Below are 26996 nucleotides of genomic sequence, written 5' to 3'. Positions count from 1 at the left end.
GCTGCCCCAATCTGTGAAAAATAATTGCGCAGCTACCTCTCTTTACCTGCCCTTAATATTTAAACCTTCTTTGACCCGCGGACCATTGCAATTTTGCCTGTCCTGACCAGCTCCTTGATCCCGAACTGACGGAGAAGTTTTTCGATTGCCTGGATCTTGCCTTCATCGCCTGTTACCTCAACTGTCATGGATTTTGAGGCAACATCCACTATTCTGGCCCTGAAGATATTTGCAATCTGGATAATTTCTGCCCTTGTATTCGCATCAGCTGAGACTTTAATAAGGGCAAGTTCCCGCTCAACCGCTTCATCTCCTCCAATATCCGAGACCTTGATGACATCTATGAGCTTGTTGAGCTGTTTTGTTACCTGTTCAAGCACATGGTCATCCCCATGAACCACAATGGTTATTCTTGAAATATCAGGGTCTTCGGTAACCCCCACAGCCAGACTGTCGATATTATATCCGCGCCTTGAGAAAAGAGAAGCCACTCTGGAGAGCACACCTGACTTATTTTCCACAAGGACTGCAAGTGTATGTTTCATCAGTGTTCCTCCAGGTCAATGATCTCGTTAATTGCAGCTCCTGCCGGAACCATCGGATAAACATTTGCTTCACACTCGACAATCACTTCGACAACAGCCGGCCTTCCGGACCTGACAGCCTCTTCGATTGCAGGCCTGACTTCGGACGGCTTCTCTGCACGCAGCCCGAGAGCCCCGTAGGCTTCAGCAAGCTTTACGAAGTCAACACTACCCTTGATAAAGGTGCAGGAATACCTCTTGTCATAGAAGAGTTCCTGCCACTGCCTGACCATGCCCAGATAACCGTTATTCAGGATCACGGAAACAACCGGGATATCGTTCTGGACCACAGTTGCAAGTTCCTGAGAGTTCATCTGGAAAGAGCCGTCACCTGCGATATTTATAACGGTCTTGTCCGGCCTGCCAATCTTGGCTCCTATGGCTGCAGGGAACCCGTATCCCATTGTGCCAAGCCCACCTGAAGTCAGGAAGGTTCGAGGCGTACTGTATTTGAAGAACTGGGCAGCCCACATCTGGTGCTGTCCAACTTCTGTAACTATGATTGCATCTTTGCATGTTTCGGATATCTGCTCGACAACAAACTGGGGCATTACGACATCCTCGGACACCTGCCTGTAGCCAAGAGGATATTCCTTTTTCCACTGGTTTATCTTTTCAATCCATTCCGCGGAGTTGCAGCGCTGGATGTATTTAATCAGGGACTTGAGCACCTGCTTTGCGTCCCCGACAATCGGGACATGTACCTTTACATTCTTGGAGATCTCGGCAGGGTCAACATCAATATGGATAATCCTGGCGTTGGGGGCAAAAGATTCAAGTTTACCGGTTACGCGGTCATCAAACCTTGCTCCCACAGCAATGATAAGATCGGATTCCTGAATTGCATAGTTTGCATATTTGCACCCATGCATTCCCAGCATTCCGACGTAGAGAGGATGTTCAGTCGGGATGGAGCTTATGCCCATAAGAGTGGTGGTAACCGGAGCCAGGATAGTCTCAGCCAGCTCAACGAGTTCTGCACTCGCATTCGAACTTATCACTCCACCTCCTGCGTAGATTATGGGCCTGCAGGAGTTTGCAATTTCTTCGGCGGCTCGTTTAATCTGCTGGGTATTACCTTTATAAGTTGGCTTATAGCCCCTAAGCTCCACCTTGTCAGGATAGTGTAAGTCGATCTCTATATTCTGTACATCCTTTGGAAGGTCAATTAATACCGGGCCAGGCCTTCCGGTGGACGCTATATGGAAGGCTTCTTTTACAATCCTCGGGATTTCTGCTGGATCCTGTACGAGATAGTTATGCTTGGTAATTGGCTGAGTAATGCCAGTAATATCTGCTTCCTGGAAAGCATCGTTTCCGATAAGGGATCTTGGTACCTGGCCGGTTAAGGCTACAATCGGCACTGAATCCATATATGCGGTAGCAATACCTGTTACCAAGTTGGTTGCTCCGGGACCTGAAGTAGAAACACAGACCCCGGTCTTTCCAGTAGCACGGGCGTACCCGTCCGCAGCATGAGCTGCTGCCTGTTCGTGGCGTACAAGTATGTGGCGCAGATCTGAATCATAGAGTTCGTTGTAGAAAGGAATGATCTGCCCTCCGGGGTATCCGAAGAGAGTGTCAACTCCTTCATTTTCAAGGCACTTTATTAGAGCCTTTGCACCGTTAACTTTTTCTGTTGACCCGGTTGTCATTATTTATCTCCTTATTTATCTCTTGAGATGTCTAACTGGATACTCACATCCAGGTGAGTACTTTTCCAGTTAAGGGTGTGTTTAAGAAATACTTTTTTATCTCTCACACTCACATTTTTTTCTTCGCGAATTTCGCAAATACATCATAATCAATCATGTTATATATGGATGAGGGTTTCTCCGGGTTTTCAGAGTGTCAGAGATCCCCTATTTCAAAAATTTCGTCAAACCGAAAAAAAGAGAGGACAGATAGTCCTCCTGAGAAACTTTTGAATTCCGCATCCTTTGGGACTTATTCTACCCGGATAAGGCGGTTCATCCCGTTCATTACAGCTTCTACAGATGCCATTATAATGTCCGTTCTTGCTCCGCTTGCGGTAATTACCTTCCCGTTCTTGGAAAGTTTTACCCTTACTTCTACAAGCGCATCAGTTCCGCCGGTAATTGAGTCTACATGGTACTCTTCAAGGACGATATCTTCCGCACAGGAACTTACAGCTGTCCTGATGGCATTAATTACAGCATCAACAGGCCCGTTTCCGATACCGGCCTGTAAGATAGGTTTGTCTTTTACATTGAGCTTTATAGAAGCAGTTGGAGTCACACGGTTTCCGGATACTATGGTGAACTCTTCTAATTTTACCAGAGGCTCTTTGTATATATCAAGCACGGTTTCTGCGATGGTCTGCAGGTCAGCATCGGTAATATGTTTTCCCTGATCGCCCATCTGCTTGACTCTGTTGAAAATATCTTCCGTCTGAGCCTCATCAGCCTCAAGCCCCATTTCCTTTAAAGCAAGGGTAATAGAGCTCCTTCCTGCATGTTTTCCAAGTACGATCTGGCGCTGCCGTCCGATATATTCAGGGCTCATCGGCTCATAGGTTGCCTTGTCAGCCAGAAGCCCGTGCACATGAATCCCTGCTTCGTGAGTGAACGCATTTCCCCCTACAAGGGCTTTGTTTGGGGAAACAGGAATTCCGGTCAGCCGGCTTACAAGCCTCGAAATCCGGTATATATGTTCGTGCTTGATGCCGGTGTCGTATTTATACAGCCATTCAAGGTTCATTACGACTTCTTCAAGAGAAGCATTTCCGGCTCTTTCCCCTAAACCATTAATTGTCACATGTGCCTGCTTTGCTCCTGCCGCAAGCGCAGCAACCGTATTTGCAGTTGCTAAACCAAAGTCATTATGGCAGTGAATGCTGATAGGGGCTTTCAGGGAGGAAGACAGGTCACGGAAAATCTCGGTGGTCTTTTCAGGCACCAGAAGCCCCACGGTATCGCAGAAGCATAACCTGTCAGCTCCAGCGTCTATCCCGTCAGCATAAATGGCTTTTAAAAATCCAAGGTCTGCCCGCGAGGCATCTTCTCCACTCAGCTCCACAATCAGGCCGTGGTCTTTAGCATACTCGATGACTTCGGCTGCGATCTGCCTTACTGCATCGCGATCTTTTTTGATTTTCGTCCGGATGTGCAGGTCCGAAACCGGAGCTACAAGGTGAATTGAATCTACGTCGCATTCAAGAGCATGATCAACGTCCATTTTTACAATTCTACAGTAGCTGCAGATTTCGGCATTGAGCCCTGCGTTAGCTACAGCCTTGATGGATTCCCTTTCACCTTCGGAAGTAATTGCAGAGCCTGCCTCGATTACGGAGACTTTCATCTCATCAAGGGCCCGGGCAATTAAGAGTTTCTTCTCTCTGGTCAGGGCTACGCCAGGTGTTTGTTCACCGTCTCTCAAAGTAGTATCCAGGAAGCGGATATTTTCGAATAATACAATCCCTCAGTTTTGGTTTTTATTTTAATAGATTGGTCCTGCAGAACAGGAGGATAATATTTGCAATATATTATATAATTATATCCTGTTTTACAAACCCATTTTTAATGTAATATATTAATCTCAAAAACCCCCGTTATATCCGGGAACATTCCCTAATTTACTCCAGGGCTCTCTGAAACTTCTCTTCAATAGGTAGACCATACTATTTTTAGTTTCCAGTTAACAATATATCGTACTTCGTAAGAAAATAAAGAGTATAAGTTGATCGGAAACCTCACAGCCGACCAGAAAACATGCAGAATGAAAAAAAGAAAAAAGGAAAATGAAAAAAAGGATTTAAGATGTTTCCCATAAACCTGCAAGAAGAATCGATAATGGAAAGCTTTGAACAAATAATGTGCTTATATAACCCTTAAAGAAACTTCCGTACAGGTTGCACTGCAGAAAAATGATCCTGCTATGCTCTTGCTAACCAGCCTTAAAAAGTTAAAATAAGGGTTTAGACTAAAAATTAAGGATTATAATTTAGAAATATTTTTTAACATTCTCTATTGCCTTTACAATGAGGGAAACGCAAGCTTCTATATCTGCCGTATCCAGTACCTCCACTGGAGAGTGGATATAGCGTGTGGCTATGCTGACCGTGCCTGTAGGGATACCTTCCTTTGTGAGGTGTATTGAGGTAGCATCGGTGGTGCCGCCGGAACCCACGCCCAGCTGATAGGGGATCTCGTTTTCATCAGCTGATTCCCTCAGCCATTTGAGGATCTGTGGATGAGCTATAAGACCCCTTCCAGACGCATCTGCCACAGTTATTACGGGCCCTTTTCCCAGCTCCATGGCTGAATCGGTCTTGCTGATGCCCGGATGGTCTCCAGGGATAGTGGTGTCAAGGGCAAGAGCAATATCCGGACAGAGCCCGAAAGCACATGTTCTTGCTCCTTTGAGTCCTACCTCTTCCTGAACCGTACCCACGGCATAGACATTAGCTTCAATTTTGAGTTCATGGAGCTGTTTCATGACCTCAAGAAGAATTACGATTCCTGCGCGGTCGTCAAAAGCCTTGGAGGTAACCTTTCCGTTTGCCAGGGGAACAAATTCCTGATCAATTGAGGCTGTCGTGCCTATCTCGATTCCCAGATTTCCGGCATCCTCTCTGTCTTTTGCCCCTATATCGATAAACATATCCTCGAGTTTTACAGGCTTTTTCCGGTCCTCATCTTTCATTACGTGAGGAGGTTTTGAGCCTATAACTCCGGGAATGGTGCCCTTTTTACCGTGAACCATAACTCTCTGGTTCAGAAGAGTCTGATCGAACCATCCTCCGATCCCGACAAATCGCAGGAACCCATTTTCATCAATATACCTGACCATGAGCCCTATTTCGTCCATATGGGCAGCCAGCATTACAGAAGGTCCTTTCCCTTCTTTAATAGCGATGAGGTTCCCCATAGTATCTGCCCGCAGACTGTCGACATAGGGTTCAAGTTCTTTTTCAAGCAGTTTCCGAACCTCATCTTCAAAGCCGGAAATTCCGTGAGCGTTTGTGAACTTTTCAAGAAGAGATGTTATTTCTTCAAGGTTTCCACCTTTTTTCATAGTTTCTTCCATTAAGAAAATCTCCTGAATAGTGGTTTAATCTGGACTGTCAGCTGAGTGTGCACAGGTTAATTCGGACTAATACCTATTCGGTTTGGAATGCACTCAGTTAATTTGCTAAATAATATGTTTAATATGACATATTATGAATGACCATTTATGATTATCTTTTGTTGAAAAACTTTCTGAGGCTTTTTAGTTCCTATGTATTTAATACATGTTTCCTGGCCGCAATCGTGTTCTACTCATAACTTTTGCCAGACCATCTTTTGTATATTAATTAAATTGTTAGAGTGTTTTTATATAAGTTGAACTTGTTGTTTAAGTTTTTGGCAGAGACTGTTAAGCTTCTTCCTGCTGGTAGAGGTTAGTGGTTGATGGTAAAGGTTATTTTCGGAAGCTGTAGAACAGAAACATTAAAATCCCTTCAGGTTTATTGAGGACTCAGGTGAAAATTACATGACTGCAGAATTACCTCCTCAAATCCAGAACCAGATAGCACAGCTTCAGCAAGTACAGCAGCAGGTTCAAGCTTTGACCATGCAAAAATCTCAGATTGAAGCTATGCAGAAAGAGTCCAAAATGGCTCTTGAAGAATTAGAAAGACTGGCTGACGATGCGGTTATTTACCGTAATGTCGGAGAACTGGTGATAAAAACAAGCAAAGAGGAGTCCGTTTCAAAACTTAAAGACAGGGAAGAAACTCTCTCACTCAGGCTTCAGTCTATTTCCAGGCAGGAAGAAAGGCTCACTACCCGCTTCAAACAGCTTCAGGAGCAGATCCAGCAGGCACTGGGACCCAGAGCACAATAACCTTTTATTATTCTTTTATATAAGTAGAATACAGGACAGAAGTATAGCTGTAACGGAGATTGTGCCGAAATCCCGGAACTCCGGGAATTTCGATACCTATAAAAAACGGTATCCAGAGTGAACAATGCAAGTTGATGAAGCGGAGTTTTTTAACCGGCTCCTTGACTATCGAAACATTTTATATTTGTGTCACAGGAATGCAGATCCGGATGCTGTTAGCAGTGCTTTTGCTCTTTCCGAGGCGATAGGGGGGACAGTCGGACTCGTAGACGGCTGCAACCGGGTGGCGTCCGTCCTGATCGACAGGCTCGGAATTGAGGTAGTGGATAAGCCAGACCCTGCAAATTACGGTTTTGTTGTCGTAGTTGATACTTCGACGAAAGCGCAGTTAAACGATATTGAGTTGACCAGTTACTGCGTAATTGATCACCATACTACCACTGCCCTTACCGAGAACGCAGAATTTTACCTGCACAGGAACACGACTTCAACCGTAGAGATAGTCTATGATATTTTAAAAGTAATGGGGGCGCCGATTAACCGCAGGGTAGGAATCGGTATGCTCACAGGCATCGTAACAGATACCGGGCACTTCAAGCACGCATCTGTTGATACTTTCCGAACGGTGGCAAAAATTATTGAGGCTAGCGGAGTTGAGTACGGGGAAGTACTTGACCTGATGGCTGCCACCCCACAGGATATTTCGATGCGCATAGCTATCCTGAAAGCAGCAAGTAGGGTTGAACTCGAGAGAATAGGAGATATGCTTATAGCTTCTTCTCATGTGAGTTCTTTCGGAGGCTCTGCATCTTCCATGCTTATTAACATCGGAGCTGATGTGGCTTTTGTTGGCACTACCAAAGGAGAAAGCGTCAGGGTAAGTGCAAGGGCGAAGCGCGATGCTGTAAATGCCGGAGTTAACCTTGGCCAGCTGATGGAAGATATCAGTAACGAATATAACGGCACCGGAGGCGGGCATTCAGGAGCTGCGGGAATAGATATAATTGCCAATATGGAAGAAGTACTGCATAAATGCAGAGAAATGACAAAGAAAATCCTTGAAAATTCCCTTGGAGCGACCTCAAAAGAGATTTCCGAGGATGAAATTGAAATTAAAGAGGACGAATAAATAGTAAAAAGCGGTTAAAATAACTTGTTTAATGGTTAGAATAACTATAATTTTTTCCTTAACTGAATGTAATCATTTTTTTCGAGATATCCTATCACTTTTCTCACTTTAATCTAATTTCGATGTATTAATCTTATTATTTTTCTCAATTTAATCAAATTTCGATATATTCACCCTATTACTTTTCTCAATTTAATTTGAAAAACATCTTTTTTACTCGATAACAACAAGTATTATTTATATGAGAATCCAACTTACCTTCACATTATCATATCTACCGGAAATTCATATCCGCCCGGGAGCACCTCAATTTACAGAAACGAATAGACGGTAAATGAGAGCTGCCGTCGTTAAAGCCCTTAAAGGGACATGAGATGAAAGATATACATAAAAGAGGGTCGAAAGAGACGCGGCCTGAAACTAAAAGGTCTCAAAATAAAGAACACAGAGCGTGAAAAAAATGCCAGAATACTGGGATCCTGAAATAGAGACAATGCCTGTAGACGAATTGAGAAAGTTGCAGGAAGAAAAACTGAAAAACCTCGTACATTATGTGTATGAGAACTCTCCTTTTTACAGAAAAAGGTTTGACGAACATGGCGTTCTCCCGGAAGACATCCGGACACTCGAGGACGTCAGAAAATTACCTTTTACTTTTAAGCAGGATCTCAGAGATACATACCCTACCGGAATGTTTTGCGTCCCTAATTCAAAGCTCGCCCGCTTCCACGCTTCCTCGGGCACCACCGGCAAACCGACAGTAGTCGGGTATACCCACAAAGACATTGACGACTGGGCAGAATCCCTGGCTCGGGCTTTCACATCCGTTGGGGTAGGAAAAGACGATATCCTCCAGGTAAGCTACGGGTACGGACTTTTTACAGGCGGACTCGGCGCCCATTATGGAAGTGAAAAAGTAGGAGCAACCGTACTCCCTACAAGTTCAGGGAACACCGAACGCCAGCTTGAACTCATGAAAGACCTTGGTACGACAGCTATAGCCTGCACACCCTCTTACTTTTTATACATGATTGAAATCGCAAGGAAAGAGGGCATCAGTATCAGGGACGATACACAATTAAAGAGGGGATTTTTCGGGGCTGAACCCTGGTCTGAGGAACTCAAGAAACGGATAGAAAATGAGTCAGGGATTAAAGCCTATGACATCTATGGGACTTCGGAGCTCAGCGGTCCCCTCTTTACAGAATGTGAGGAACAGTGCGGCATCCATATATGGGGAGACCTGTTCCTGGTAGAGATTCTTAATCCCGAAACAGGAGAACCTGTGCCCGATGGAGAGACAGGAGAACTCGTAATCACCACCCTGGCAAAAGAAGCAAACCCCCTTATCCGCTACAAGATCAAGGACCTTACCAGAAAACTTTCTGAGCCCTGCAAATGCGGCAGGACTCACCCGAGGATCACACGCATCAGCGGGCGCTCGGACGATATGATTATAGTGCGCGGCATAAATGTCTTCCCTGGTCAGGTTGAATCAGTTTTGATGAATATTCCTGAAGTAGGGAATCACTTTATGATTATCGTGGACAGGATAGGCCCACTCGATTCAATGAAAGTCCAGATAGAAATGCACGAGTCTGCCTTCAGTGACAAGATGTCGGACATGATGGCACTCAAAAAGAAAATTGCAAGCGCTTTAAAAAGCGTGCTGAACCTTGCAGTTGAGGTAGAACTTGTGGAACATAGCTCTCTGCCGCGCTCGGAAGGAAAATCAAAGAAGGTTATAGACAAGCGGAAGGTCTGAAGATTTTGCAGCTTGAAATATGAAGTAAAAAGGCAAAAAGTTTCAACTTTAGAAAAAGAAAGGAATATCCGAAAAAAGAGGTGAAATATTACTTCTTTCAGGGCATTCCTTTTTCCAGTTCCTTTTTAAGCTTTTCCTTTAAATCCAGAACGGTTCTTTGTATCAGTAAAACAGCCCAAATGTAAACTTAAAAATAGACAAAAACTTATATTATATTCTGAGGAAAATATTGAGAAAAGAAAAGAAGTTAAAACAGGGAACTGAAAAAGTAGAAAAGAGAAAAAGTTGAAATATCTTGATCAATTTGATAGAAAAAAGAATAAAATATAAAAAGGAATACGGGATAAAAGGACATGGGTGCTGGAATGGAAGACAAAGTGATAAAACAAATTTCCCTTTTTGCGGAAAACAAACCTGGCAGACTTGCAAGCGTGGCAAATAAATTGAAGAGTGCAGGCATAAACATAAGAGCATTTACCATTGCCGAGTCAGGAGATTTCGGGATCATTCGTATGGTTGTGGACAGGTCAGATTATGCTCACCGTGTGCTCCATGATGCCGGGTTCACAGTTTCAGAGACCAGCGTTCTTGGAATCGAAATGGAAGATGTCCCTGGCAGCATGTCCCGGATTGCGGAAGTTTTCGGAGAATCCAGTATCAACCTTGATTATGCCTATGCTTTTGTTACCCGGGACCAGAAAGCTCTTCTCATTGTTCGGGTAAATGAGATCGAGAAAGCGGTAAAAACGCTGGAAGAGAACGGTATAAAGCTAATCGGCATGAAAGAACTTGAAAAGATCTGATTTTGATTGAGTACCGGATTTTACGGGAAAGCAGCTTTAAAGAAAAAACCAGAAAATATCCAGAGCCTGGCACATTTATTTGTCTGCCTGAGCATCTGGAGTACTCTTTTTACATAATCCTGGCTGAGTGGCAATTGTTTTATAAAAAGTTTCGCAGCCGGGAGATACCTGTAGCCGGAAATATTTATTAAGAAATTTACTTATCAGAGATTCTCTGGACCTTTACTGCGTAAATAGATATACATTATAAATATAAAAAGAACAAACAGAGAAAGACATTTCTGAGAATAAGGAAAAGGCAGTCCATATAACATTAACAAAGATTGAGCCGACAAAAAGGTAAAATCAGCCGATTTGACTAAAATGACAGAGAATAAAGATAGCTTACAGGAAAACGCTCAAAACCTTTCAAAGAATAAACTTGGCGGAACTCATACCACGATTATTGGGGGAAGAGCTGGAAAAAAACTCGTAAAGCTTGTAAGCCAGCACCCAGAAATAAAAAAAGTAATTCCGTCCGTAATTTCCGTAAAAGGTGTTGCAGGGGGAAAACTGGCTGGAAAAGTCCTGCGCGCTGACGCCAGAGGGAACCTCAGGCTATTGCTCTCTGAAGGTAGAAGTTTCCAGGAAGTCAGGCTGGTGACAACGGTCGGTATAGCTGATGAAGGGGACAGAATTATGAACGAATTGAATGAGATATTAAAAAATGCCCTCTGAGGCGTTGAAGGAGAGATTACTACTTGGCATTCATAGGGGTTGACCACGGAACAACAGCAATGCGCTTTGCACTTATTGAGGGTGAAAAAGTCCTGACATTTGAACTCGGAAGGGCTGAAGCGGCCGCAATGTCAGAAAAAAAAATCCTGATATCCGTAGAAAAAGAGTTTGGAGTTGAGACTGGAAACATCGACCTTATTGCTCTGACATACTCTATGGGAGACGGTTTTTCTGAAATCAAAGACTTAAGAAAACTTGAGGGAAGGGGGCTTCGGAGTACGGAAGGAGCAGGAAAAAAGACCGGAGGAGGCACACGGGTGTTTGATGCAGTAAGAAACTCCGGAATTCCGGCGATAGCACTTCCTGGTCTTCACACGGGAAGTAAAGTAGATCCTAGAATGAAGGTATTTTCCCATCTAACAAGCCCGGAAAAGCTGGGGATTGCATACCATATCCGGTGTCTGGGCTATGAAAACTTTGTAGTTTCCGATATCAGCTCCAACACTGTGACCCTCGCAATTGCTTCGGGAAAAGTAATCGGTGCAATTGACGCCTGCATTTTTGCTCCGGGAGTTCATCACGGACCTCTTGACCTGCAGGCAATAAGGAATGTTGATGACGGTCTCCAGACAGCTAATCAGGCTTTTATAGAAGCAGGGGCTTTGAAGATGACCCCTTATAAGTACAGGGAAGAACTTCTCAATGCAGCCGAAAAAGGCGAAAAAACTGCCCTGCTTGCCCTTGATACCATAGCTCTTTTTGCAGCTATGGAAATTGCTTCGATGCAGCTTCTCCTCAAAGACTATGAGGTTACCGGAGCTGTCTTTCTTGCAGGTTCGGTAGGGGAAGTAGAATACATGCAGAAAAGGATCTGCAAACATCTTGGTCAGGACTGTAATAGCCTCGGGAAGTGGCACGCTGCAATTGGCTGTGCCGAGATAGCAAGGGACGTTTTTGCCGGAGAAAAACAGATCCTTGGAATAGATGTCGATTATCCTTAAAGAGTGGGAAGAGGAGCCATCCTTAGAGAAGAATCAGGTCTTTTCCACAGGCTCTTCATACTCATCTTCCTGATAATCTTCGAGCTCTGAGGCGTCAAGTTTTCCTCCTTCGACTTCATCATCGTAACCGCTCATGCGGTTTTTGTCCATTAGAATGACATAATCCGCAGAATTCTTGAGCGCTGTGGAAAATCCGGGCTCAACCCCGAAGATAATTGTCTCTTTCCCGTGTTCATTTGCTTTGTTCAGGAGCGGTTTGAAATCCGCATCTCGGGTCACGATTGCAAGGGTATCTATATTAGGGTTGTAGACCAGTTCCATGCCCTCTACTGCGAGGCGCACATCCACATCACTGGAACAGATGATGGGCTCAAGTCCATGGTTTTCAATAGCCTCGACGAGCTTGTCAGAGGCGTACTGGTTCAGGAAAACGCGTCCGATCTTGATATTCCCGTAGTCCTTCAAAACGTCCCTTATTTCCTCAAGATTTACATCAAACTCTTTTCTGAGGATATTCGGCCCATCTACCAGAAGTCCTATTTTCCTCCTGCCAACTTCTTTCTTAGTACGGAGGTATCTAGAAATTGAATCAAGTCCGCTTTTTACAGGCTTCATTATCAATGTCCTCTGTGATCCTTACAGTTTTACTCAACCTGCTTTTTTTACTTTTATACCCTCAAAGATTCAGGGAGAATTGGCCTGTGAGGGCAATATAGTTTCCAGCAGCTATCTCATGCCTGCCGATACAAGTTTTTGCTTTAAACTTTAGAAAGTCGCAGCTTTCGTTCCCATAACCATGAATCTACAACTGCGGTTTTTCAGGTTTAAAGCCCGATACCTGGCAGTCCGGGTATAATCTGATTATATCTAAATATTTGCTTTTCTGTAGTAAAACATTTGCATACTTTGACAATTAAAGGTTTTAATTTTGCCCTATATGAGTGTTTGGACCGAAAAACCTCACCTTCCCTGGAAGTCCTGAGTAATAATTAAACCCCTCAAAATTAAATAATTTTAACTATAGAACACGATATATATTTTATAGAATTATAATTTATCGGAAAAAGGGCCTTTTTTAACTTCCCGAATAATGTAAGGAGACTCACGAAGTTCAAAGATATTTTCAACTTTCCTTCCCTTCTTCTGCCTGCTGTACTGAATTTCCCCTAATTTATGTAGGAAAGCTTCGTAGACCTCCATAAACTGCTCGAACTCCGGACCCGTAAGCTGTATTAACCCTTCCCTGCCCGCGAACCAGTCATAGACCTGAAGGAGGATAACTTCTCTTACCCTTTTAAGACCTTCTTCCTCAGGAGCCTCGGGGGCTTTTTCAAAATAAAGAGTACTTTTCAACTTTGGGGACCAGGCTGCAAAGACTCGCCTGAAATTTAAGATCTGAATTGGAATTTTTTCCCCTGGACCGGGTCTCGGATAATAATACCTGTCCTGAGAAAAGGCTTCCTCTTCCAGACTCACCACCTGCCGTCATACCTCGACTTCAGATATTTTTCATGGATTTTCTTCATACGAAAACCCATGTAGAGGCCTACAAAGAGTCCGCTCAGGTGAGCAGTATGGGCTATCATATCTGAAGAATTGACCATTAAAAAATCAAACATAGCAAAGAGCACTAAAGCATGCTTTAAACGCATCGGGATAAAATAAACATATACCCTGAGGTTCGGCTCAAGTACGGTAAGAGCTGCAAAGACTCCGTAGATAGCCCCGCTCGCACCAACCATAGGGCCGGGGTAAATATTGAAAATAGGCCGGCTTAAGAAAGTGTATCCTATTGCAGATAGAACTCCTGCAGTAAAGAAGATCCCAAGGAGCTGTTTATTCCCAACCCTTCGCTCAAGCGCAGTCCCGAAGAAGTACAGGACAAGCATATTAAAAAAAAGATGCCATAAGCCGGTGTGCAGAAAAATGTATGTGACAAGTGTCCAGGGCCTCGTCAGAAGAGAACCCGGGTCAAACTGAAAAGCGCTTACATAGAGAGATCCTATGCCCGGAACCATTTCCAGAAAGAAAGAAATTATGCATAGGAAGATGATTGCCATCGACGGGCTTGTGGAAACAGAGCTTTTGATTCTATCAGTTGTTCCACCTCGAGACTCATACGGTGTATCACGGTTAAACATGTTCTAATTACTCTCTATCTTAATCCGGTATAAAATTGTTGAATAAAAGCACCTGACTAATAAGGCGAATTATAAAAGGCAATTTGCGATGCCTCAAAATAAATCAGAGTATCATTCAAGCACAAGAATGGTGTCCAAACACAAGAATATTATCCAAACATAAGGTAAGGAACAAATACCAGTAAGTAAGCTGATCAATAGCAGGCTTCATAAACTGAAAAGGCCACCGTAAATAATCCCATACTCTGATCCAGTGTCAGAAACCAGATATATATCATTGAAGCCTTCAAGCCTGGAATCTTCACTCTAAATCCCATGTCTTGAAAAACCTGTAAACAAAAAGATTAACTGCAACCCTGAGTTAATCAAATTGATTGGTTTTAACCCCTAATTTTGGAAATAAGCAGTTTTAAATCTCTAACTCATTTAATGATATATAATTCCATGATATTAATAGTATCACGCATCCGGAAATAAGCCCAGCGCTCCTTTTATATTGGAACGTGTTTTATTAAAATCAAAGAATATATCAGTTAATATTCAAATATAATTATTAGAATTAATCATCTCCAGAAAAAAATCATAAAAACGGTTTACAGCGTTTACTGTATAAAGTGATTTGGAGAACGTACCGATATAAATAAGTTTTGATATTTTCATAAGAAAGGGAAGTATAATAAATTAAATAATTATTACGAATAATATATTAAAAGCTGATATGGAATAGTTTGAGTTTTATTTGTGCAAAATTTGACACTCAGATAAGAAGAAGCTTTAAAATTATTTGTTATTAGTATGAAAAAAAGAAATAATTAATAACAAATATTAAAATCCATAGAAAAAATAATTAAGGCTCAAGAATACTAAGTCAAAAAACCAGCATCTTCAGACGTTGAAGATTTTTCTCATACAGAAGATCTCTGAGATTTTTTTTATGAAGACTGAGTCTCTACATTCCATTTTACCCATCGCGAAATAGGGTGTTACAAATTAGAAAATGTTATATAGATTTGGTACATTTAGACTTTTAATTAGTGTTTATTATCCATCGGTAGCGACCTCTGCTCAATATTAAGGTCTCAATCGTTGGCAAAAACGGTTTTTTTGAGACATAGGGCGTAAAAAGGGATTTGGAAGAGAACTCAGGCCCTAAAAACGACTTTTACAAGAAAATAGTCCCTATAAAAACGTTTTTATTTGAAAAAACGTTGGTATAGCGTTTAATGTTCAAATAGAGAGCTAAGAACGTTTTACCATAAAACGTCATTTAAACGGTTGTAACTTAAAAGCAGACGGCAAGATATATAATGTATAATCATTAAGAATATGCCGCTTATCAGAATTGCAATCGTCTTGGCGAAGTTGACTTTAAACAAATTTAGGAGGTAAAGCTCACATGAGCAAACTAACTACCGGGAGTTTTTCTATAGAAGATCTGGAATCCGTTCAGATCACTATTAACAACATTGTAGGGGCAGCAAAGGAGGCTGCAGAAGAAAAAGCAAAAGAGTTAGGCCCGATGGGTCCCACCCCCTTCCCCACAATCGCCACATTACGGGACTGGAGCTTTACACTGTTCGACCGTTACGAGCCTGTTTACACCCCCATGTGTGACCAGTGCTGCTACTGTACTTTCGGACCGTGTAACCTGGAAGGAAATAAGAGAGGCGCCTGCGGTATTGACATGAAAGGTCAGACTGCAAGAGAGTTTTTCCTGCGCTGCATCACGGGTTGTGCATGCCACAGCGCCCACGGACGCCACCTGCTTAACCACATCATTGAGCTCTTTGGGGAGGACATGCCAATTAATATGGGGGCCTCAAACGTAATCGCTCCCAATATCCAGCTTGTCACTGGCCAGCAGCCGAAGACCCTCGGAGACCTCAAACCCATAATGGAATATGTTGAAGAAGAACTGGGCCAGTTGCTTGCAACAATACACGCAGGGCAGGAAGGAGCAGCAATCGACTATGACAACAAGTCAATGCTTGCCGGAATTCTTGACCACGTGGGAATGGAAGTTTCCGATATTGCTCAGGTTACTTCACTTGGTTTCCCGAAGTCAGACCCCGAAGCCCCGCTTGTAGAAGTCGGTATGGGAACACTCGATCCAAGTAAACCGGTTATCATTGCCATCGGGCACAACGTTGCCGGGGTCACCTACATCATGGACTACATGGAAGAGCATGACCTGACTGACAAAATGGAAATCGGAGGTCTCTGCTGTACCGCATTCGACATGACCAGGTACAAGAGAGAAGACAGGAAAGCCCCCTACGCAAAGATTGTCGGTACCATTTCAAAGGAATTAAAGGTTGTACGCTCCGGAATTCCTGATGTAATTGTCCTTGATGAACAGTGTGTAAGGGCTGACCTCGTAGTTGAAGGCCAGAAACTGAAGATCCCTGTTATCGCATCCAATGAAAAGATCATGTACGGCCTGCCAGACAGGACCAATGATGATGTTGATGCAATCATTGAGGATCTCAAGACCGGAAAGATTCCAGGCTGTGTAATGCTGGACTACGACAAGCTCGGAGAGCTCGTACCCAGACTTGCTATGGAAATGGCTCCACTCCGTGAAGGAATCTCAGCCATCCCCACAGACGAAGAAATGGTAGCTCTCGTCTCCAAGTGTGTAGAATGTGGAGAATGTGCACTGGCATGCCCAGAAGAACTTGAAATCCCCTCCGCAATTGCAGTGGCAAAGGGAGGAGACTATTCTGCGCTGGAAGAGCTGCACGACCTCTGTATAGGCTGCCGCAGGTGCGAACAGGTATGTAACAAGGAAATACCCGTCCTGAACCTGATTGAGAAGGCTGCCCAGAAGGCTATCGCCGAAGAGAAGGGCCTTGTAAGAGCAGGAAGAGGTCAGGTAAGCGATGCCGAAATCAGGGCAGAAGGTCTGAACCTGGTTATGGGTACCACCCCGGGTGTTATCGCAATTATCGGATGTTCCAACTACCCTGCAGGCTCCAAGGACGTCTATAACATCGCAGAAGAGCTTCTCGGAAGGAACTACCTGCTTGCAGTATCCGGATGTTCCGCAATGGACATAGGCATGTACAAAGATGCTGACGGCAAGACTCTCTACGAGAGGTACCCCGGCAGGTTTGAGAAAGGAAACATCCTTAACACAGGGTCCTGTGTCTCGAACGCCCACATCTCTGGTACAGCCCACAAAGTCGCTGCAATCTTTGCAGGCAGAAACCTTTCAGGCAACCTCGCAGAAATCGCTGACTATACCCTTACCCGTGTCGGTGCGGTAGGTCTTGCATGGGGTGCATACTCCCAGAAGGCAGCAGCTATTGGTACCGGATGTAACATGTTTGGTATCCCTGCAGTTCTCGGCCCCCACAGTGGAAAGTACAGGAGAGCCCTGATTGCCAAGAACTACGACGAGTCCAAATGGAAAGTTTACGACAGCAGAAACGGTTCCGTAATGGACATTCCCCCAGCTCCGGAGTTCCTCATAACTACCGCAGAGACCTGGCAGGAAGCCTGTATAATGATGGCAAAGAACTGTATCCGCCCGTCCGACAACAACATGGGCAGGTCCATTAAGCTGACCCACTGGATGGAGCTAAGTGAGAAGTACCTCGGCATCATGCCAGAAGACTGGTGGATGTACGTCAGGCACGAGGCAGATCTCCCACTCTCCAAGCGTGAAATGCTCCTGAAGAAACTTGAAACCGAGCATGGATGGGAAATCGACTGGAAGAAGAAAAAGATCATTTCCGGCCCGAAGATTAAGTTCGATGTCTCTGCACAGCCAACTAACCTCAAAAGACTCTGCAAGGAGGCCTGAAGATGGTTGACACTACCAAGAACACTAAACTGTTCACCAGCTACGGTGTGAAGACCTCAAAAGCTATCACAACAGAAGTTGCTGCCAAGCTGATTTCAAAGGCAAAGAGACCTCTTTTAGTGGTAGGGACCTCAGTCCTTAACCCTGATGTTCTGGACCGTGCAATCAAGATTGCACAGGCAAAGAACATCCCTATTGCTGCAACAGGTACCTCAATGCCAGGCTTTGTTGACAAGGATGTCAATGCCAAGTACATTAACCTGCACCAGCTTGGTTTCTATCTCACAGACCCCAACTGGCCAGGCCTTGACGGCAATGGGAACTATGACACAGTCATTTTCCTGGGCCACCTGAAGTACTATATCAACCAGGTATTGTCAGCAACCAAGAACTTTAGCGATATCAGAACAATCTCAATCGACAACAAATACATCCAGAACGCAACAATGTCTTTCGGAAACCTGAGCAGGGCAGACCACATTGAAGCACTTGATGAGGTAATTAACCTTTTATAATTTTTGATTTAGGAGGCGAAACGTAATGGCAGAATTCCCATTTGACATTTCCCCAATGTATGAAGGAGAAAGAGTACGAAAAGAAGGAATGTTCGTTGAACTCGGTGGCCCGAAGTCCATTGGTCTGGAACTTGTCCGTGCAGCAGATATGGATTCAATTGAGGATGACAAAGTAACAATTGTCGGTCCTGACCTCAAGCAGCTCGAAGAAGGCAAGACATACCCCTGGGCAATGATCTTTAACATTGGCGGAGAACTTGTCGAGCCTGACCTTGAATCAGTCGTAGAAAGGCGTGTCCACGACTTCATCAACTACTGCCAGGGCATTATGCACCTGAACCAGAGGTACGATGTCTGGATGAGAGTTTCCAAGGACACAGCTGCAAAGATGGACTCCTTTGAGCCTTTCGGAAAAGCCGTAATGATGCTCTTCAAGAGTGAACTGCCCTTCATAGAGAAGATGCAGGTTACATTCTATACCGACGAAGAAGAAGTTAAGAAGCAGCTCGAAGCCGCAAAGGAGATTTTCAAGGCAAGAGACGCAAGGACAAAAGACCTGCACGATGAAGATGTGGATGTCTTCTACGGATGCACACTCTGTCAGTCCTTTGCTCCGACCAACGTCTGTGTAGTCTCCCCTGACAGAGTCTCCCTCTGTGGTGCAATCAACTGGTTCGATGGCCGTGCAGCAGCAAAAGTCGACCCTGAAGGCCCACAGTTTACAATTGAGAAGGGTGAAGTTCTTGATGCCAAGACAGGAGAATACTCCGGAATCAATGACGTTGCCAAGAAGCTCTCAGCCGGCGAATTTGACAAGATCAAACTCCACTCATTCTTCGATTCCCCGCACACATCCTGTGGCTGTTTCGAAGTAGTCGGGTTCTATATCCCTGAAGTCGACGGTATTGGCTGGGTAGACAGAGAATACCAGGGAATGGCTCCGAACGGTATCGGCTTCTCCACAATGGCCGGGCAGACCGGCGGCGGAAAGCAGATCGTAGGTTTCCTTGGTGTAGGTATCAACTACTTCTACTCCCCCAAGTTCATCCAGGCCGATGGCGGATGGAACAGAGTAGTGTGGCTGCCTTCAAAGTTCAAGGCGAAAATCGATGAAGCCATCCCTGCTGACCTGAAGGACAAGATCGCAACTGAGAACGATGCAACTGACATTCAGTCCCTGAAAGCCTTCCTCGAAGAGAAGAAACACCCTGTCGTTGCCACCTGGGCAGCTGCTGAAGAAGAAGAGGAAGAAGAGGAAGAAGAAGAGGAAGTAGCAGTTGCAGCAGCTCCAATGATGATGCCTGCAGCCGGCTTCCAGATGCCTGCAATGCCAATGATGTCCGGCGGTTCAGGCGGCGGAATAAAGCTGACCTTCAAGAACGCAAAGATCACCATTGACAGGATGATCATTAGCGAAAAGAAAGAAAAGAAGTAACTGAGTAACGACAGGCAATTGCCTAAAACCGAAAAACAATCCAAAGGGGTATTCTGTGACTAAAGTAATTGCAATAACGGGTAAAGGCGGGACTGGTAAAACAGCGGTAGCGGCTCTTCTGATCCGCTACCTTTCCAAAAAAGGGAAGTTCATACTGGCAGTTGATGCAGATGCAGATACTAATCTGCCCGAAACCCTTGGTGCTGAGAATGTAAAAACAATCGGGGATGCAAAGGAGTTTTTACAGGCAGAAATCACTAAACCAAGGCCTGACAACCCCGATATGAATAAAGAGTCAGTGCTTAAAAGTAAGGTCTATGAGATCATTGAAGAAATGCCTGGCTATGATCTGCTTGTAATGGGCAGGCCCGAAGGTTCAGGCTGCTACTGTTACGTAAACAACCTTCTTCGTGGCATCATGGACAAACTGATCGTGAACTATGATGTAGTTATCATTGATGCGGAGGCAGGGCTTGAGCATTTCAGCCGGAAGATAATCCGGGACATCGATGACCTCATTGTTGTAACTGACGCCTCACGCAGGGGATTCAGGACTGCCGAAAGGATTCATGAACTTGTGACTGAACTGGATTCAAATGTTGGCAGAATTCACGTTATTGCAAATAAAGTTACAGATACTAACCGCGAAGAGCTCATTAAACTGGCAGGCGACCTGAAACTTAGCCTGATAGGTACTATCCCTCTCGACCCCAAAATCGAGGAAATGGATATAAAAGGTATACCTCTCTTTGAAATCCCGGATGATTCGGTTGCTGCAAAAGAAATTGAAAAAATAGTACAAAAACTGGGGTTCTGACCCCAGCTTCCTTTTGAACCTGTGGATTTGCAGAAAAATGCAGAAAAATGCAGAAAACCGTACCGGAATTAGATAACAGGAAACCATATCCGGTTTAAGAGCTTGAAACGGTATTTAAAATCATCAATAACGGAGCAGGATTACGTTCCTGCCCCGGTCCCTGTTTCTATACAAGGGAGAAATCTGGAAATTCATCCTGTATTACATCCTTTATTATAAAGTCACTCACAAAAACGGAAAATTACGGAAACGGTGAGGTTTACATGGCAAAGAAAATGAAGTTATCAGATATAACAAACATGTTCGCGGGAATGGATGTAGAAGCCCTCGAAGGTGTGACTATTGAAGGGGACATTGAGCTTGATCTCGGTGGACTCGGAGGCGGCTTTGACCCTATGCTTGCCGCAGCTCTCGGGCAAGAGAGTGCAGTACTTGCCCAGCATTTTGCAAGGATCGCCAGTATGTTTGGCTATCCGGTAGGCTTTGGTGCCCAGGCAGCTGCTCCTGCAGTTTCCCCTGCTCTGGCAGCCCCGAAACTCAAGGACCTTATCTCTGCCAAATTCGATGTTGCTAATATTGCAGAGTGGACAACTCAGATCCAGGAAGTCCCCATAGGCAACACCTCTGCAGACGGTGGAACCCGTGGCAAGCAGGTAATGTTAGGTGGCGAAAAAGCCCTTCCGTTCTACTTTGATGCTCCAATGCCGAACAGGAACCAGGTTACCATTGACGTGTTCGACATGAGAATAGGGCTTGCAAAAGCTGTCAAGGAGAACTACGACGAGGTCATGGACAGCCCTGGAGAATGGGCAAAGAAGAACGTTGATAAGTTCAACGCAGACATGATCACCATCCATCTGATTTCAACCGACCCGCTCATTAAAGACACCTCCCCCAAGGACGCAGCCAAGACAGTTGAGGAAGTCCTGCAGGCCGTTGATGTGCCAATAGCCATTGGTGGATCAGGAAACCCGCAGAAGGACCCTGAAGTCCTGGCAAAAGCAGCAGAAGTTTCGGAAGGTGAACGCTGTCTCCTTGCATCTGCCAGCCTGAACCTTGACTACGCCAAGATTGCAGAAGCAGCATTAAAATACGACCACGATGTGCTTTCCTGGACCCAGCTGGACATGAACTCCCAGAAGGAACTTAACAGGAAACTCATGAAGCAGTGCAATGTGCCCAGAGACAGAATCATCATGGACCCAACCACTGCCGCCCTCGGATACGGCCTGGACTACGCTTATACCAACATGGAGCGCATCAGACTTGCAGCCCTCATGGGTGATGACGAACTAACCTTCCCGATGTCTTCAGGTACCACCAACGCATGGGGTGCCCGTGAATCATGGATGGTTGGCTCCCCATTGGGCCAGGACACTGACTGGGGCCCGAGAGAATACAGAGGACCTATCTGGGAAATTGTTACAGGTCTGTCCCTTGCCCTTGCAGGAAATGACCTCTTCATGATGATGCACCCAACCTCGGTCGCGGTCCTGAAACAGATAACTCAGACCCTTTTCGGCATAGTAGAGGCAGAGCCTGTTGACATTGCCAACTGGATCGGAGCGGAGGTGTAAAACATGAAAATAAACAGCCCATTAGAAGCCTACAAGTATCTGCCCCAGACCAACTGCGGAGAGTGTGGTGAGCCTACATGTATGGCATTTGCCTCCAAGCTGATTGACAGATCTTCCAAGGCTACTGACTGTACTCCCCTGACCAAGGAAAAGAAGTTTGCAAAAAAGCTTGCAGAACTCGAGAGGCTCCTTGCCCCTGAGATCCGTCAGGTTACTATAGGAGTAGGCGAGAGAGCAGCAAATATCGGTGGGGACGATGTCCTGTACCGCCACAAACTCACTTTCTTCAATAAGACAAAGATGTTCTTCGATGTTTCAGACAACATGGAAGAAGCTGCCCTTATTGAGAGAGTCAATAAGATCGCTGACTTCAAGAAGTTCTATGTAGGACGAAACCTGCTTCTCGACGGTGTGGCAATCAGAGCCGCTTCCAACGACCCGGCAAAGTTCGCTGCCGCTGTCAAGAAGGTAGCAGAAGTAGGCCTGCCCATGATCTTCTGTTCCTTTAACCCCGCAGTCCTGAAGGCAGGACTTGAGGCTGCAAAGGACAAGAACCCACTGCTCTACGCTGCAAACAAGGACAACTGGAAAGAAGTAGGAGAACTCGCCCTTGAGTACAAGGTCCCTGTTGTAGTTTCGGTCTTTAACGACCTTGACGCCCTCAAGGGTCTTGCAAAGACTTTCGCAGATGCAGGTATCAAGGACATTGTGCTTGACCCGGGAACCTACCCGAGCGGCAAAGGCCTGAAGGACACCTTTACCAACTTCCTGAAAATCAGGAGAGCAGGCATTATGGGCGACACTGAGATCGCATACCCGATCATGGCTCTCCCGCTTACTGCCTGGATGGCAGGAATCGCAGACCCTGTCAGCGCTTCCTATTGGGAAACCGTTATGGCTTCAGTCTTCACCATCAGGTACGGCGACATAATGATCCTCCACAGCCTGGAGCCATATGCCGCACTGCCTGAAATGCACCTGGCCGAAACCATCTACACCGACCCGAGGACCCCTGTCTCCGTGGACGGAGGTATGTATAAGGTTGGAGCCCCGGACAAAGACTCTCCAGTGTTCTTCACCACCAACTTCGCCCTTACCTACTACACAGTAGAAAGCGATATCTCAGCAAATGGCATAGTATGCTGGCTGCTTGCAGTTGACACCGATGGTATTGGTGTGGAAGCCGCCGTTGCCGGTGGTCAGCTGACTTCCGCAAAGGTAAAGGACGCCTTGGACAAGGCTGGTTTCAACCTCAAGACAGACACAAACCACAACACACTTATCATTCCAGGTCTTGCAGCCCGTCTGCAGGGTGACCTCGAAGATACGCTTGGTGCAAATGTAAAGGTCGGTCCAATGGACTCCGGCCGTATTCCTGGCTGGATCGAGAAGAACTGGCCCCCAAAACAATAATTCAGGAAACAATTGGAAATATGAAAGCATCCGTGTCTCTACGACACGGAACTTTTTTTCTTTTCTTATTAGCCTTCCATGAATTCTTTTTACGTGAAGTTGCTCTGTATTTTTAGTTACTGTATCGCAATTCCTCTAACCGTATTTAACAGGATGCGTAAATGTTTTTATTACTTTATATAGTCAAACTGTTACTTTATGTACCTAACTGTTCATCTCGTCTGGATATAATTAATATAAGGAAAAATCATACAAATATTTATATAAGGAAAAACCCTATTTAATATGCTTCTAAACTATATATTTTTCAATATTTATTTAGAAAACTAAATGCATTGGTTTACTTGTTTGGTAGAATAACATTTCAGTCCAGATATTTAGGAGCATGGATAGGCAGGAAGGACAGCAGATCCAGCTATTTTTAAATAGCATGAGAGTGCTTAACAGGTAACTGCTCAGTATTACTATAGAGATTCTACTTTCTGAACGCCCCTAAACCTACTATTCCAAGAAGACCATCAGTAAGGATTATAGATGAATTCCATCACATGCCCGAAATGCGGCAAAGAATGCGACAAACTTTTTGATTCCGTTTGCAAGGACTGTTTCTTTGAAACATTCAAACTAATCGAGCTACCCCTTGTACTCCATGTAAGGATCTGTTCCAGCTGCGGAGCATACTTCCACAGGAGCCGCTGGGAAAATATCGGCAATATAGAAGAAGTGGTGCTGAAAGCAGTAGAAAACGCCCTTTTTATCCACAGCGAAGCCGGAGATGTAGAACTATATCTAGAGCCTAAGGAAGTTACGCCTTACATATACATTGTGAAAGCCGAGGTAGATGCAATTGTAAGAGAAGAACCTGTCCATGCCGAAGCTGAGACCGAAGTAAGGATCCAGCGGACAGCCTGTGATATGTGCAGCCGTGAGTCAGGAGGATACTTTGAAGCGATCATCCAGATAAGGGCAGCAGGCAGGTTCCCTGCAGAAGAAGAAAAAAGACGCTGCACTGTCATAGCCAGTGAAGCCATGGAGAGCATGAAAAAAAAAGGTGACCGTCTGGCATTTATAAGTGACTACCAGGAGCAGAAAGAAGGTATCGACCTTTACATGGGCTCTATGAATGCCAGCAGGCAGGTCTGCAGGCTAATCATCTCCGAGCTGGGAGGCAGTTTTGCCGAATCTCCTACCCTTGTCGGCATGAAAGACGGAAAAAACGTGTACAGAATTACTTTTGCCATGCGCCTTCCGGAATTCAGGCCAGGGGATGTGATAAGGTTCAGAGGAAGAATTATCCAGATAAGAAGTTCAGGCAAGAAGGTCAACGGGATAAGCCTTGAGGACGGCTCCCGGTTTATTTCAACACCTGAGGAACTCAAAGGTGCAGAGAAAATTGCAAATGTAAGGGATGCGGTACTTACAGTTCTAGTTTCAATCGAGGGAAATGCAATTCTTGTGCTTGACCCTGAAACCTATGAAACTGTCGCAATAAAAAAACCAATGTCCTTTAATGCAGAGGCAGGCAGCGAAATCCCTGTTCTGAAGACAGAATACGGAATCTTTGCGCTGACACATTCCGATGTTCCGCAGGAAAAATAAGAAATCCGAAAAAACGGAGAAACATGCAGAATATCCTTACAATTGGGTTTGATACGCGAAATATTGCCTGCTCCGCAAGCAAGGCGGGTTATACTATCTGCTCTATAGATGCTTTCCGAGATCTTGACCTGCAGGAATGCGCATATGCATCAGCACTCCTTGAGTGCAGGACTTCAAGCGAACTTCACCGGCTTAACCCTCAATGGATAATGGCTAAAATGGATGCTTTCGAGCTTGACTTTGACGCCATCGTACCGGGCTCGGGAATGGAAATGCTGGATCCATGCAGTTTTCCCTGCCCTGTACTTGCCAGCAGCCCTGAGGCAGCACAGGAAGCTTCAAACAAACTGCACCTTGCAAAGAGGCTTGAAGCTATGGGGATGCCCCACCCTCGCTGTTATTCTCCTGAAGAGCTGGACGCAATTGAATATCCCGTAATTCTCAAACCTGCATCAGGAGGCGGAGGAATATTCAACCGGGTTGCAGGAGATAGGCAGGAGCTGCTGTCAGCTCTGGAAGAATTATCCGAGCTGGATCAGGAGTTCACAGAGAAGGAAATCATAGTTCAGCAGTTTCTGGAAGGAACACCTGCAAGTGTCTCTTTGCTTTCCACAAAAAATGAATCCCTGGCAGTTGCTGTAAACGAGCAATTAATAGGCATACCCTGGCTCTCGAGACTGCCGTTTGCCTACTGCGGAAATATAACCCCTTTCAGGACAGAATACTCAGAAGAGATGGAAGCCCTTTCAGAAGAACTCGTGCTTGAACTCGGGCTCCTCGGCTCAAACGGAGTTGACTTTCTGGTCACTGAAAAAGGGCCTGTAGTGCTTGAAGTGAACCCGAGATTCCAGGGCAGTCTGGATACTGTTGAAAAGGCGACAGGAATTAACCTTTTTGAAGCGCACGTTGGCTGCTTTAGAGGAGAACTACCGGAAAAACCAGAAGCGAAATTATTTGCTGCGCGGGGAGTTTTTTACTCGGATCGAGAACTTTTTATAGACAGAAAACTCATGGACGTCATTCTCAGGGAAAAAAGTGCTGATATTCCGTCCCAGGGAACTGTTACCGAGCCTGACTGGCCTCTTACTTCCCTGTTTGCATTAGCCTCAACAAGAGACGAGGCAGTCCGATCTCTCGAAGGAGGGGCAGAGAGGGTAAAGACTTTTATTGTAGACCGAAAGACAGAAAAAAGAGAGTCTCTGAGCCCTGCCGGAAAAGCATGAGGTTCAGTTGCTAAAGGTGCAGTTTTTTCCAGATATGAAAGATCTTTTTGAGAAAAAGCGCAATGTAAACTTTAATACTGGTATGTTCAATTCATATAAGGGATTTGCGAGGTGAACACTTTGGTAGATTTGAATGACAAGGTAATTAGAGGATACCTCATGAGCCTTGTAGGGGAAGAAGGGCTTAAAATGATAGAAGGGATGCCCGAAGGCGAGGTCACGGATGAAGAAGTTGCTACAAAAACCGGAGTTCTGCTGAATACTGTGAGAAGAACTCTTTTTATACTTTACGAAAATAAATTTGCAATCTGCCGCAGAGAAAGAGATTCAAATAGCGGATGGCTGACTTATCTCTGGCATCTGGACTTTTCCGATATAGAGCACCAGCTTATGAGGGAAAAGAAAAGATTGCTCCGAAACCTGAAAACTCGTCTTGAATTTGAGGAGAATAATGTGTTTTATGTTTGCCCGCAAAGCTGTGTCCGTCTTCTTTTTGACGAAGCAACGGAAACGGAATTTCTCTGTCCCATGTGCGGAGAAGACCTGGTCTACTACGATAATTCCCGTTTTGTAGGAGTCCTGAAAAAACGCGTGGATGCCTTGAGCTCTGTATAAGGGA

At 44.9% G+C, this 26996-nt stretch carries 22 protein-coding genes; 15 read left to right on the top strand and 7 right to left on the bottom strand.

Translation table 11 applies throughout. From position 1 onward, the window contains the following. Window positions 1–59: 59 nt before the first annotated feature. The 4 genes from ilvN to ACZ5A8_RS03880 form a co-directional block, all read right to left on the bottom strand. Complete coding sequence (gene ilvN, locus ACZ5A8_RS03895) at window positions 60–545, bottom strand: acetolactate synthase small subunit (RefSeq protein ID WP_464532311.1); 486 nt, start codon at window positions 543–545, stop codon at window positions 60–62. Next, entirely contained in the window at window positions 545–2239 is a 1695-nt protein-coding gene (locus ACZ5A8_RS03890) for an acetolactate synthase large subunit (RefSeq protein ID WP_464532309.1), read from the bottom strand. Before ACZ5A8_RS03890 ends, ilvN begins: the two co-directional genes overlap by 1 nt. Window positions 2240–2531: 292 nt before the next feature. Then, window positions 2532–4004 (bottom strand): (R)-citramalate synthase, encoded by a 1473-nt coding sequence (locus tag ACZ5A8_RS03885; protein WP_464534002.1) that lies wholly within the window; start codon window positions 4002–4004, stop codon window positions 2532–2534. 543 nt (window positions 4005–4547) lie between these two features. Then, on the bottom strand, window positions 4548–5633 hold the full coding sequence (locus tag ACZ5A8_RS03880) for a M42 family metallopeptidase (RefSeq protein WP_464532308.1): 1086 nt from the start codon (window positions 5631–5633) through the stop codon (window positions 4548–4550). 447 nt (window positions 5634–6080) lie between these two features. Here ACZ5A8_RS03880 and ACZ5A8_RS03875 point away from each other — a divergent pair, with 447 nt between their 5' ends. The 6 genes from ACZ5A8_RS03875 to ACZ5A8_RS03850 all read left to right on the top strand — a co-directional run bounded on the left by ACZ5A8_RS03875 (window position 6081) and on the right by ACZ5A8_RS03850 (window position 11849). Next, a complete protein-coding gene (locus ACZ5A8_RS03875; protein WP_229390968.1) occupies window positions 6081–6434 on the top strand; it encodes a prefoldin subunit beta in 354 nt (117 codons plus the stop codon). 124 nt (window positions 6435–6558) lie between these two features. Further along, window positions 6559–7563, top strand: a complete 1005-nt coding sequence (locus ACZ5A8_RS03870) for a DHH family phosphoesterase (RefSeq protein ID WP_229390967.1) — start codon at window positions 6559–6561, stop codon at window positions 7561–7563. A gap of 460 nt (window positions 7564–8023) precedes the next feature. Further along, window positions 8024–9328: a phenylacetate--CoA ligase family protein gene (locus ACZ5A8_RS03865; RefSeq protein ID WP_464532306.1), complete on the top strand. Its 1305-nt coding sequence runs from the start codon at window positions 8024–8026 to the stop codon at window positions 9326–9328. A gap of 365 nt (window positions 9329–9693) precedes the next feature. After that, the gene (locus ACZ5A8_RS03860) at window positions 9694–10131 is read left to right on the top strand and encodes an ACT domain-containing protein (protein WP_464534001.1); all 438 of its coding nucleotides are present in this window, start codon (window positions 9694–9696) and stop codon (window positions 10129–10131) included. A gap of 363 nt (window positions 10132–10494) precedes the next feature. After that, entirely contained in the window at window positions 10495–10848 is a 354-nt protein-coding gene (locus ACZ5A8_RS03855; protein ID WP_464532304.1) for a DUF2103 domain-containing protein, read from the top strand. Between the two features lie 23 nt (window positions 10849–10871). After that, window positions 10872–11849, top strand: a complete 978-nt coding sequence (locus ACZ5A8_RS03850) for a methanogenesis marker 12 protein (RefSeq protein ID WP_464532303.1) — start codon at window positions 10872–10874, stop codon at window positions 11847–11849. Window positions 11850–11882: 33 nt separating this feature from the next. Here the strand turns inward: ACZ5A8_RS03850 and ACZ5A8_RS03845 are convergent, their stop codons facing one another. The 3 genes from ACZ5A8_RS03845 to ACZ5A8_RS03835 all read right to left on the bottom strand — a co-directional run bounded on the left by ACZ5A8_RS03845 (window position 11883) and on the right by ACZ5A8_RS03835 (window position 13990). Then, the gene (locus tag ACZ5A8_RS03845) at window positions 11883–12464 is read right to left on the bottom strand and encodes a TIGR00288 family NYN domain-containing protein (RefSeq protein WP_229390963.1); all 582 of its coding nucleotides are present in this window, start codon (window positions 12462–12464) and stop codon (window positions 11883–11885) included. Window positions 12465–12896: 432 nt separating this feature from the next. Continuing rightward, a complete protein-coding gene (locus ACZ5A8_RS03840; RefSeq protein ID WP_464532301.1) occupies window positions 12897–13325 on the bottom strand; it encodes a hypothetical protein in 429 nt (142 codons plus the stop codon). Next, window positions 13322–13990 (bottom strand): rhomboid family intramembrane serine protease, encoded by a 669-nt coding sequence (locus ACZ5A8_RS03835; protein ID WP_464532300.1) that lies wholly within the window; start codon window positions 13988–13990, stop codon window positions 13322–13324. Before ACZ5A8_RS03835 ends, ACZ5A8_RS03840 begins: the two co-directional genes overlap by 4 nt. A gap of 1396 nt (window positions 13991–15386) precedes the next feature. Between ACZ5A8_RS03835 and cdhA the strand changes: the two genes are divergently transcribed. From cdhA to ACZ5A8_RS03790, 9 genes are all read left to right on the top strand, one after another. Next, window positions 15387–17798: a CO dehydrogenase/acetyl-CoA synthase complex subunit alpha gene (cdhA, locus tag ACZ5A8_RS03830; RefSeq protein ID WP_464532298.1), complete on the top strand. Its 2412-nt coding sequence runs from the start codon at window positions 15387–15389 to the stop codon at window positions 17796–17798. A gap of 2 nt (window positions 17799–17800) precedes the next feature. Continuing rightward, the gene (gene cdhB / locus ACZ5A8_RS03825) at window positions 17801–18313 is read left to right on the top strand and encodes a CO dehydrogenase/acetyl-CoA synthase complex subunit epsilon (RefSeq protein ID WP_464532297.1); all 513 of its coding nucleotides are present in this window, start codon (window positions 17801–17803) and stop codon (window positions 18311–18313) included. A 25-nt stretch (window positions 18314–18338) separates the two neighbouring features. Further along, window positions 18339–19748 (top strand): CO dehydrogenase/CO-methylating acetyl-CoA synthase complex subunit beta, encoded by a 1410-nt coding sequence (cdhC, locus tag ACZ5A8_RS03820; protein ID WP_464532296.1) that lies wholly within the window; start codon window positions 18339–18341, stop codon window positions 19746–19748. 55 nt (window positions 19749–19803) lie between these two features. Then, complete coding sequence (locus tag ACZ5A8_RS03815; protein ID WP_464532294.1) at window positions 19804–20565, top strand: ATP-binding protein; 762 nt, start codon at window positions 19804–19806, stop codon at window positions 20563–20565. 263 nt (window positions 20566–20828) lie between these two features. Continuing rightward, window positions 20829–22142 (top strand): CO dehydrogenase/acetyl-CoA synthase subunit delta, encoded by a 1314-nt coding sequence (gene cdhD / locus ACZ5A8_RS03810; RefSeq protein ID WP_464532293.1) that lies wholly within the window; start codon window positions 20829–20831, stop codon window positions 22140–22142. A gap of 3 nt (window positions 22143–22145) precedes the next feature. Beyond that, window positions 22146–23555: an acetyl-CoA decarbonylase/synthase complex subunit gamma gene (gene acsC, locus ACZ5A8_RS03805; protein WP_464532291.1), complete on the top strand. Its 1410-nt coding sequence runs from the start codon at window positions 22146–22148 to the stop codon at window positions 23553–23555. A gap of 534 nt (window positions 23556–24089) precedes the next feature. Beyond that, complete coding sequence (locus ACZ5A8_RS03800; protein WP_464532290.1) at window positions 24090–25154, top strand: 60S ribosomal export protein NMD3; 1065 nt, start codon at window positions 24090–24092, stop codon at window positions 25152–25154. A 23-nt stretch (window positions 25155–25177) separates the two neighbouring features. Then, complete coding sequence (locus ACZ5A8_RS03795; RefSeq protein ID WP_464532288.1) at window positions 25178–26377, top strand: ATP-grasp domain-containing protein; 1200 nt, start codon at window positions 25178–25180, stop codon at window positions 26375–26377. A 120-nt stretch (window positions 26378–26497) separates the two neighbouring features. Beyond that, window positions 26498–26992, top strand: a complete 495-nt coding sequence (locus tag ACZ5A8_RS03790; RefSeq protein WP_229392386.1) for a transcription factor — start codon at window positions 26498–26500, stop codon at window positions 26990–26992. Window positions 26993–26996: the final 4 nt, after the last annotated feature.

Source organism: Methanosarcina subterranea, assembly GCF_055385895.1.
This window is presented reverse-complemented; position numbering and strand designations above follow the sequence as displayed.

Excerpts from the sequence above, each read along its gene's own strand:
- ACZ5A8_RS03800 (WP_464532290.1), top strand. The coding sequence starts at position 24,090 with ATGAATTCCATCACATGCCCGAAATGCGGCAAAGAATGCGACAAACTT.
- ACZ5A8_RS03845 (WP_229390963.1), bottom strand. The coding sequence starts at position 12,464 with ATGAAGCCTGTAAAAAGCGGACTTGATTCAATTTCTAGATACCTCCGT.
- cdhD (WP_464532293.1), top strand. The coding sequence starts at position 20,829 with ATGGCAAAGAAAATGAAGTTATCAGATATAACAAACATGTTCGCGGGA.
- cdhC (WP_464532296.1), top strand. The coding sequence starts at position 18,339 with ATGGCAGAATTCCCATTTGACATTTCCCCAATGTATGAAGGAGAAAGA.
- ACZ5A8_RS03890 (WP_464532309.1), bottom strand. The coding sequence starts at position 2,239 with ATGACAACCGGGTCAACAGAAAAAGTTAACGGTGCAAAGGCTCTAATA.
- cdhB (WP_464532297.1), top strand. The coding sequence starts at position 17,801 with ATGGTTGACACTACCAAGAACACTAAACTGTTCACCAGCTACGGTGTG.
- cdhA (WP_464532298.1), top strand. The coding sequence starts at position 15,387 with ATGAGCAAACTAACTACCGGGAGTTTTTCTATAGAAGATCTGGAATCC.
- ACZ5A8_RS03855 (WP_464532304.1), top strand. The coding sequence starts at position 10,495 with ATGACAGAGAATAAAGATAGCTTACAGGAAAACGCTCAAAACCTTTCA.
- ACZ5A8_RS03875 (WP_229390968.1), top strand. The coding sequence starts at position 6,081 with ATGACTGCAGAATTACCTCCTCAAATCCAGAACCAGATAGCACAGCTT.
- ACZ5A8_RS03860 (WP_464534001.1), top strand. The coding sequence starts at position 9,694 with ATGGAAGACAAAGTGATAAAACAAATTTCCCTTTTTGCGGAAAACAAA.
- ACZ5A8_RS03835 (WP_464532300.1), bottom strand. The coding sequence starts at position 13,990 with ATGTTTAACCGTGATACACCGTATGAGTCTCGAGGTGGAACAACTGAT.
- ilvN (WP_464532311.1), bottom strand. The coding sequence starts at position 545 with ATGAAACATACACTTGCAGTCCTTGTGGAAAATAAGTCAGGTGTGCTC.
- ACZ5A8_RS03865 (WP_464532306.1), top strand. The coding sequence starts at position 8,024 with ATGCCAGAATACTGGGATCCTGAAATAGAGACAATGCCTGTAGACGAA.
- ACZ5A8_RS03870 (WP_229390967.1), top strand. The coding sequence starts at position 6,559 with ATGCAAGTTGATGAAGCGGAGTTTTTTAACCGGCTCCTTGACTATCGA.
- ACZ5A8_RS03795 (WP_464532288.1), top strand. The coding sequence starts at position 25,178 with ATGCAGAATATCCTTACAATTGGGTTTGATACGCGAAATATTGCCTGC.
- acsC (WP_464532291.1), top strand. The coding sequence starts at position 22,146 with ATGAAAATAAACAGCCCATTAGAAGCCTACAAGTATCTGCCCCAGACC.
- ACZ5A8_RS03880 (WP_464532308.1), bottom strand. The coding sequence starts at position 5,633 with ATGGAAGAAACTATGAAAAAAGGTGGAAACCTTGAAGAAATAACATCT.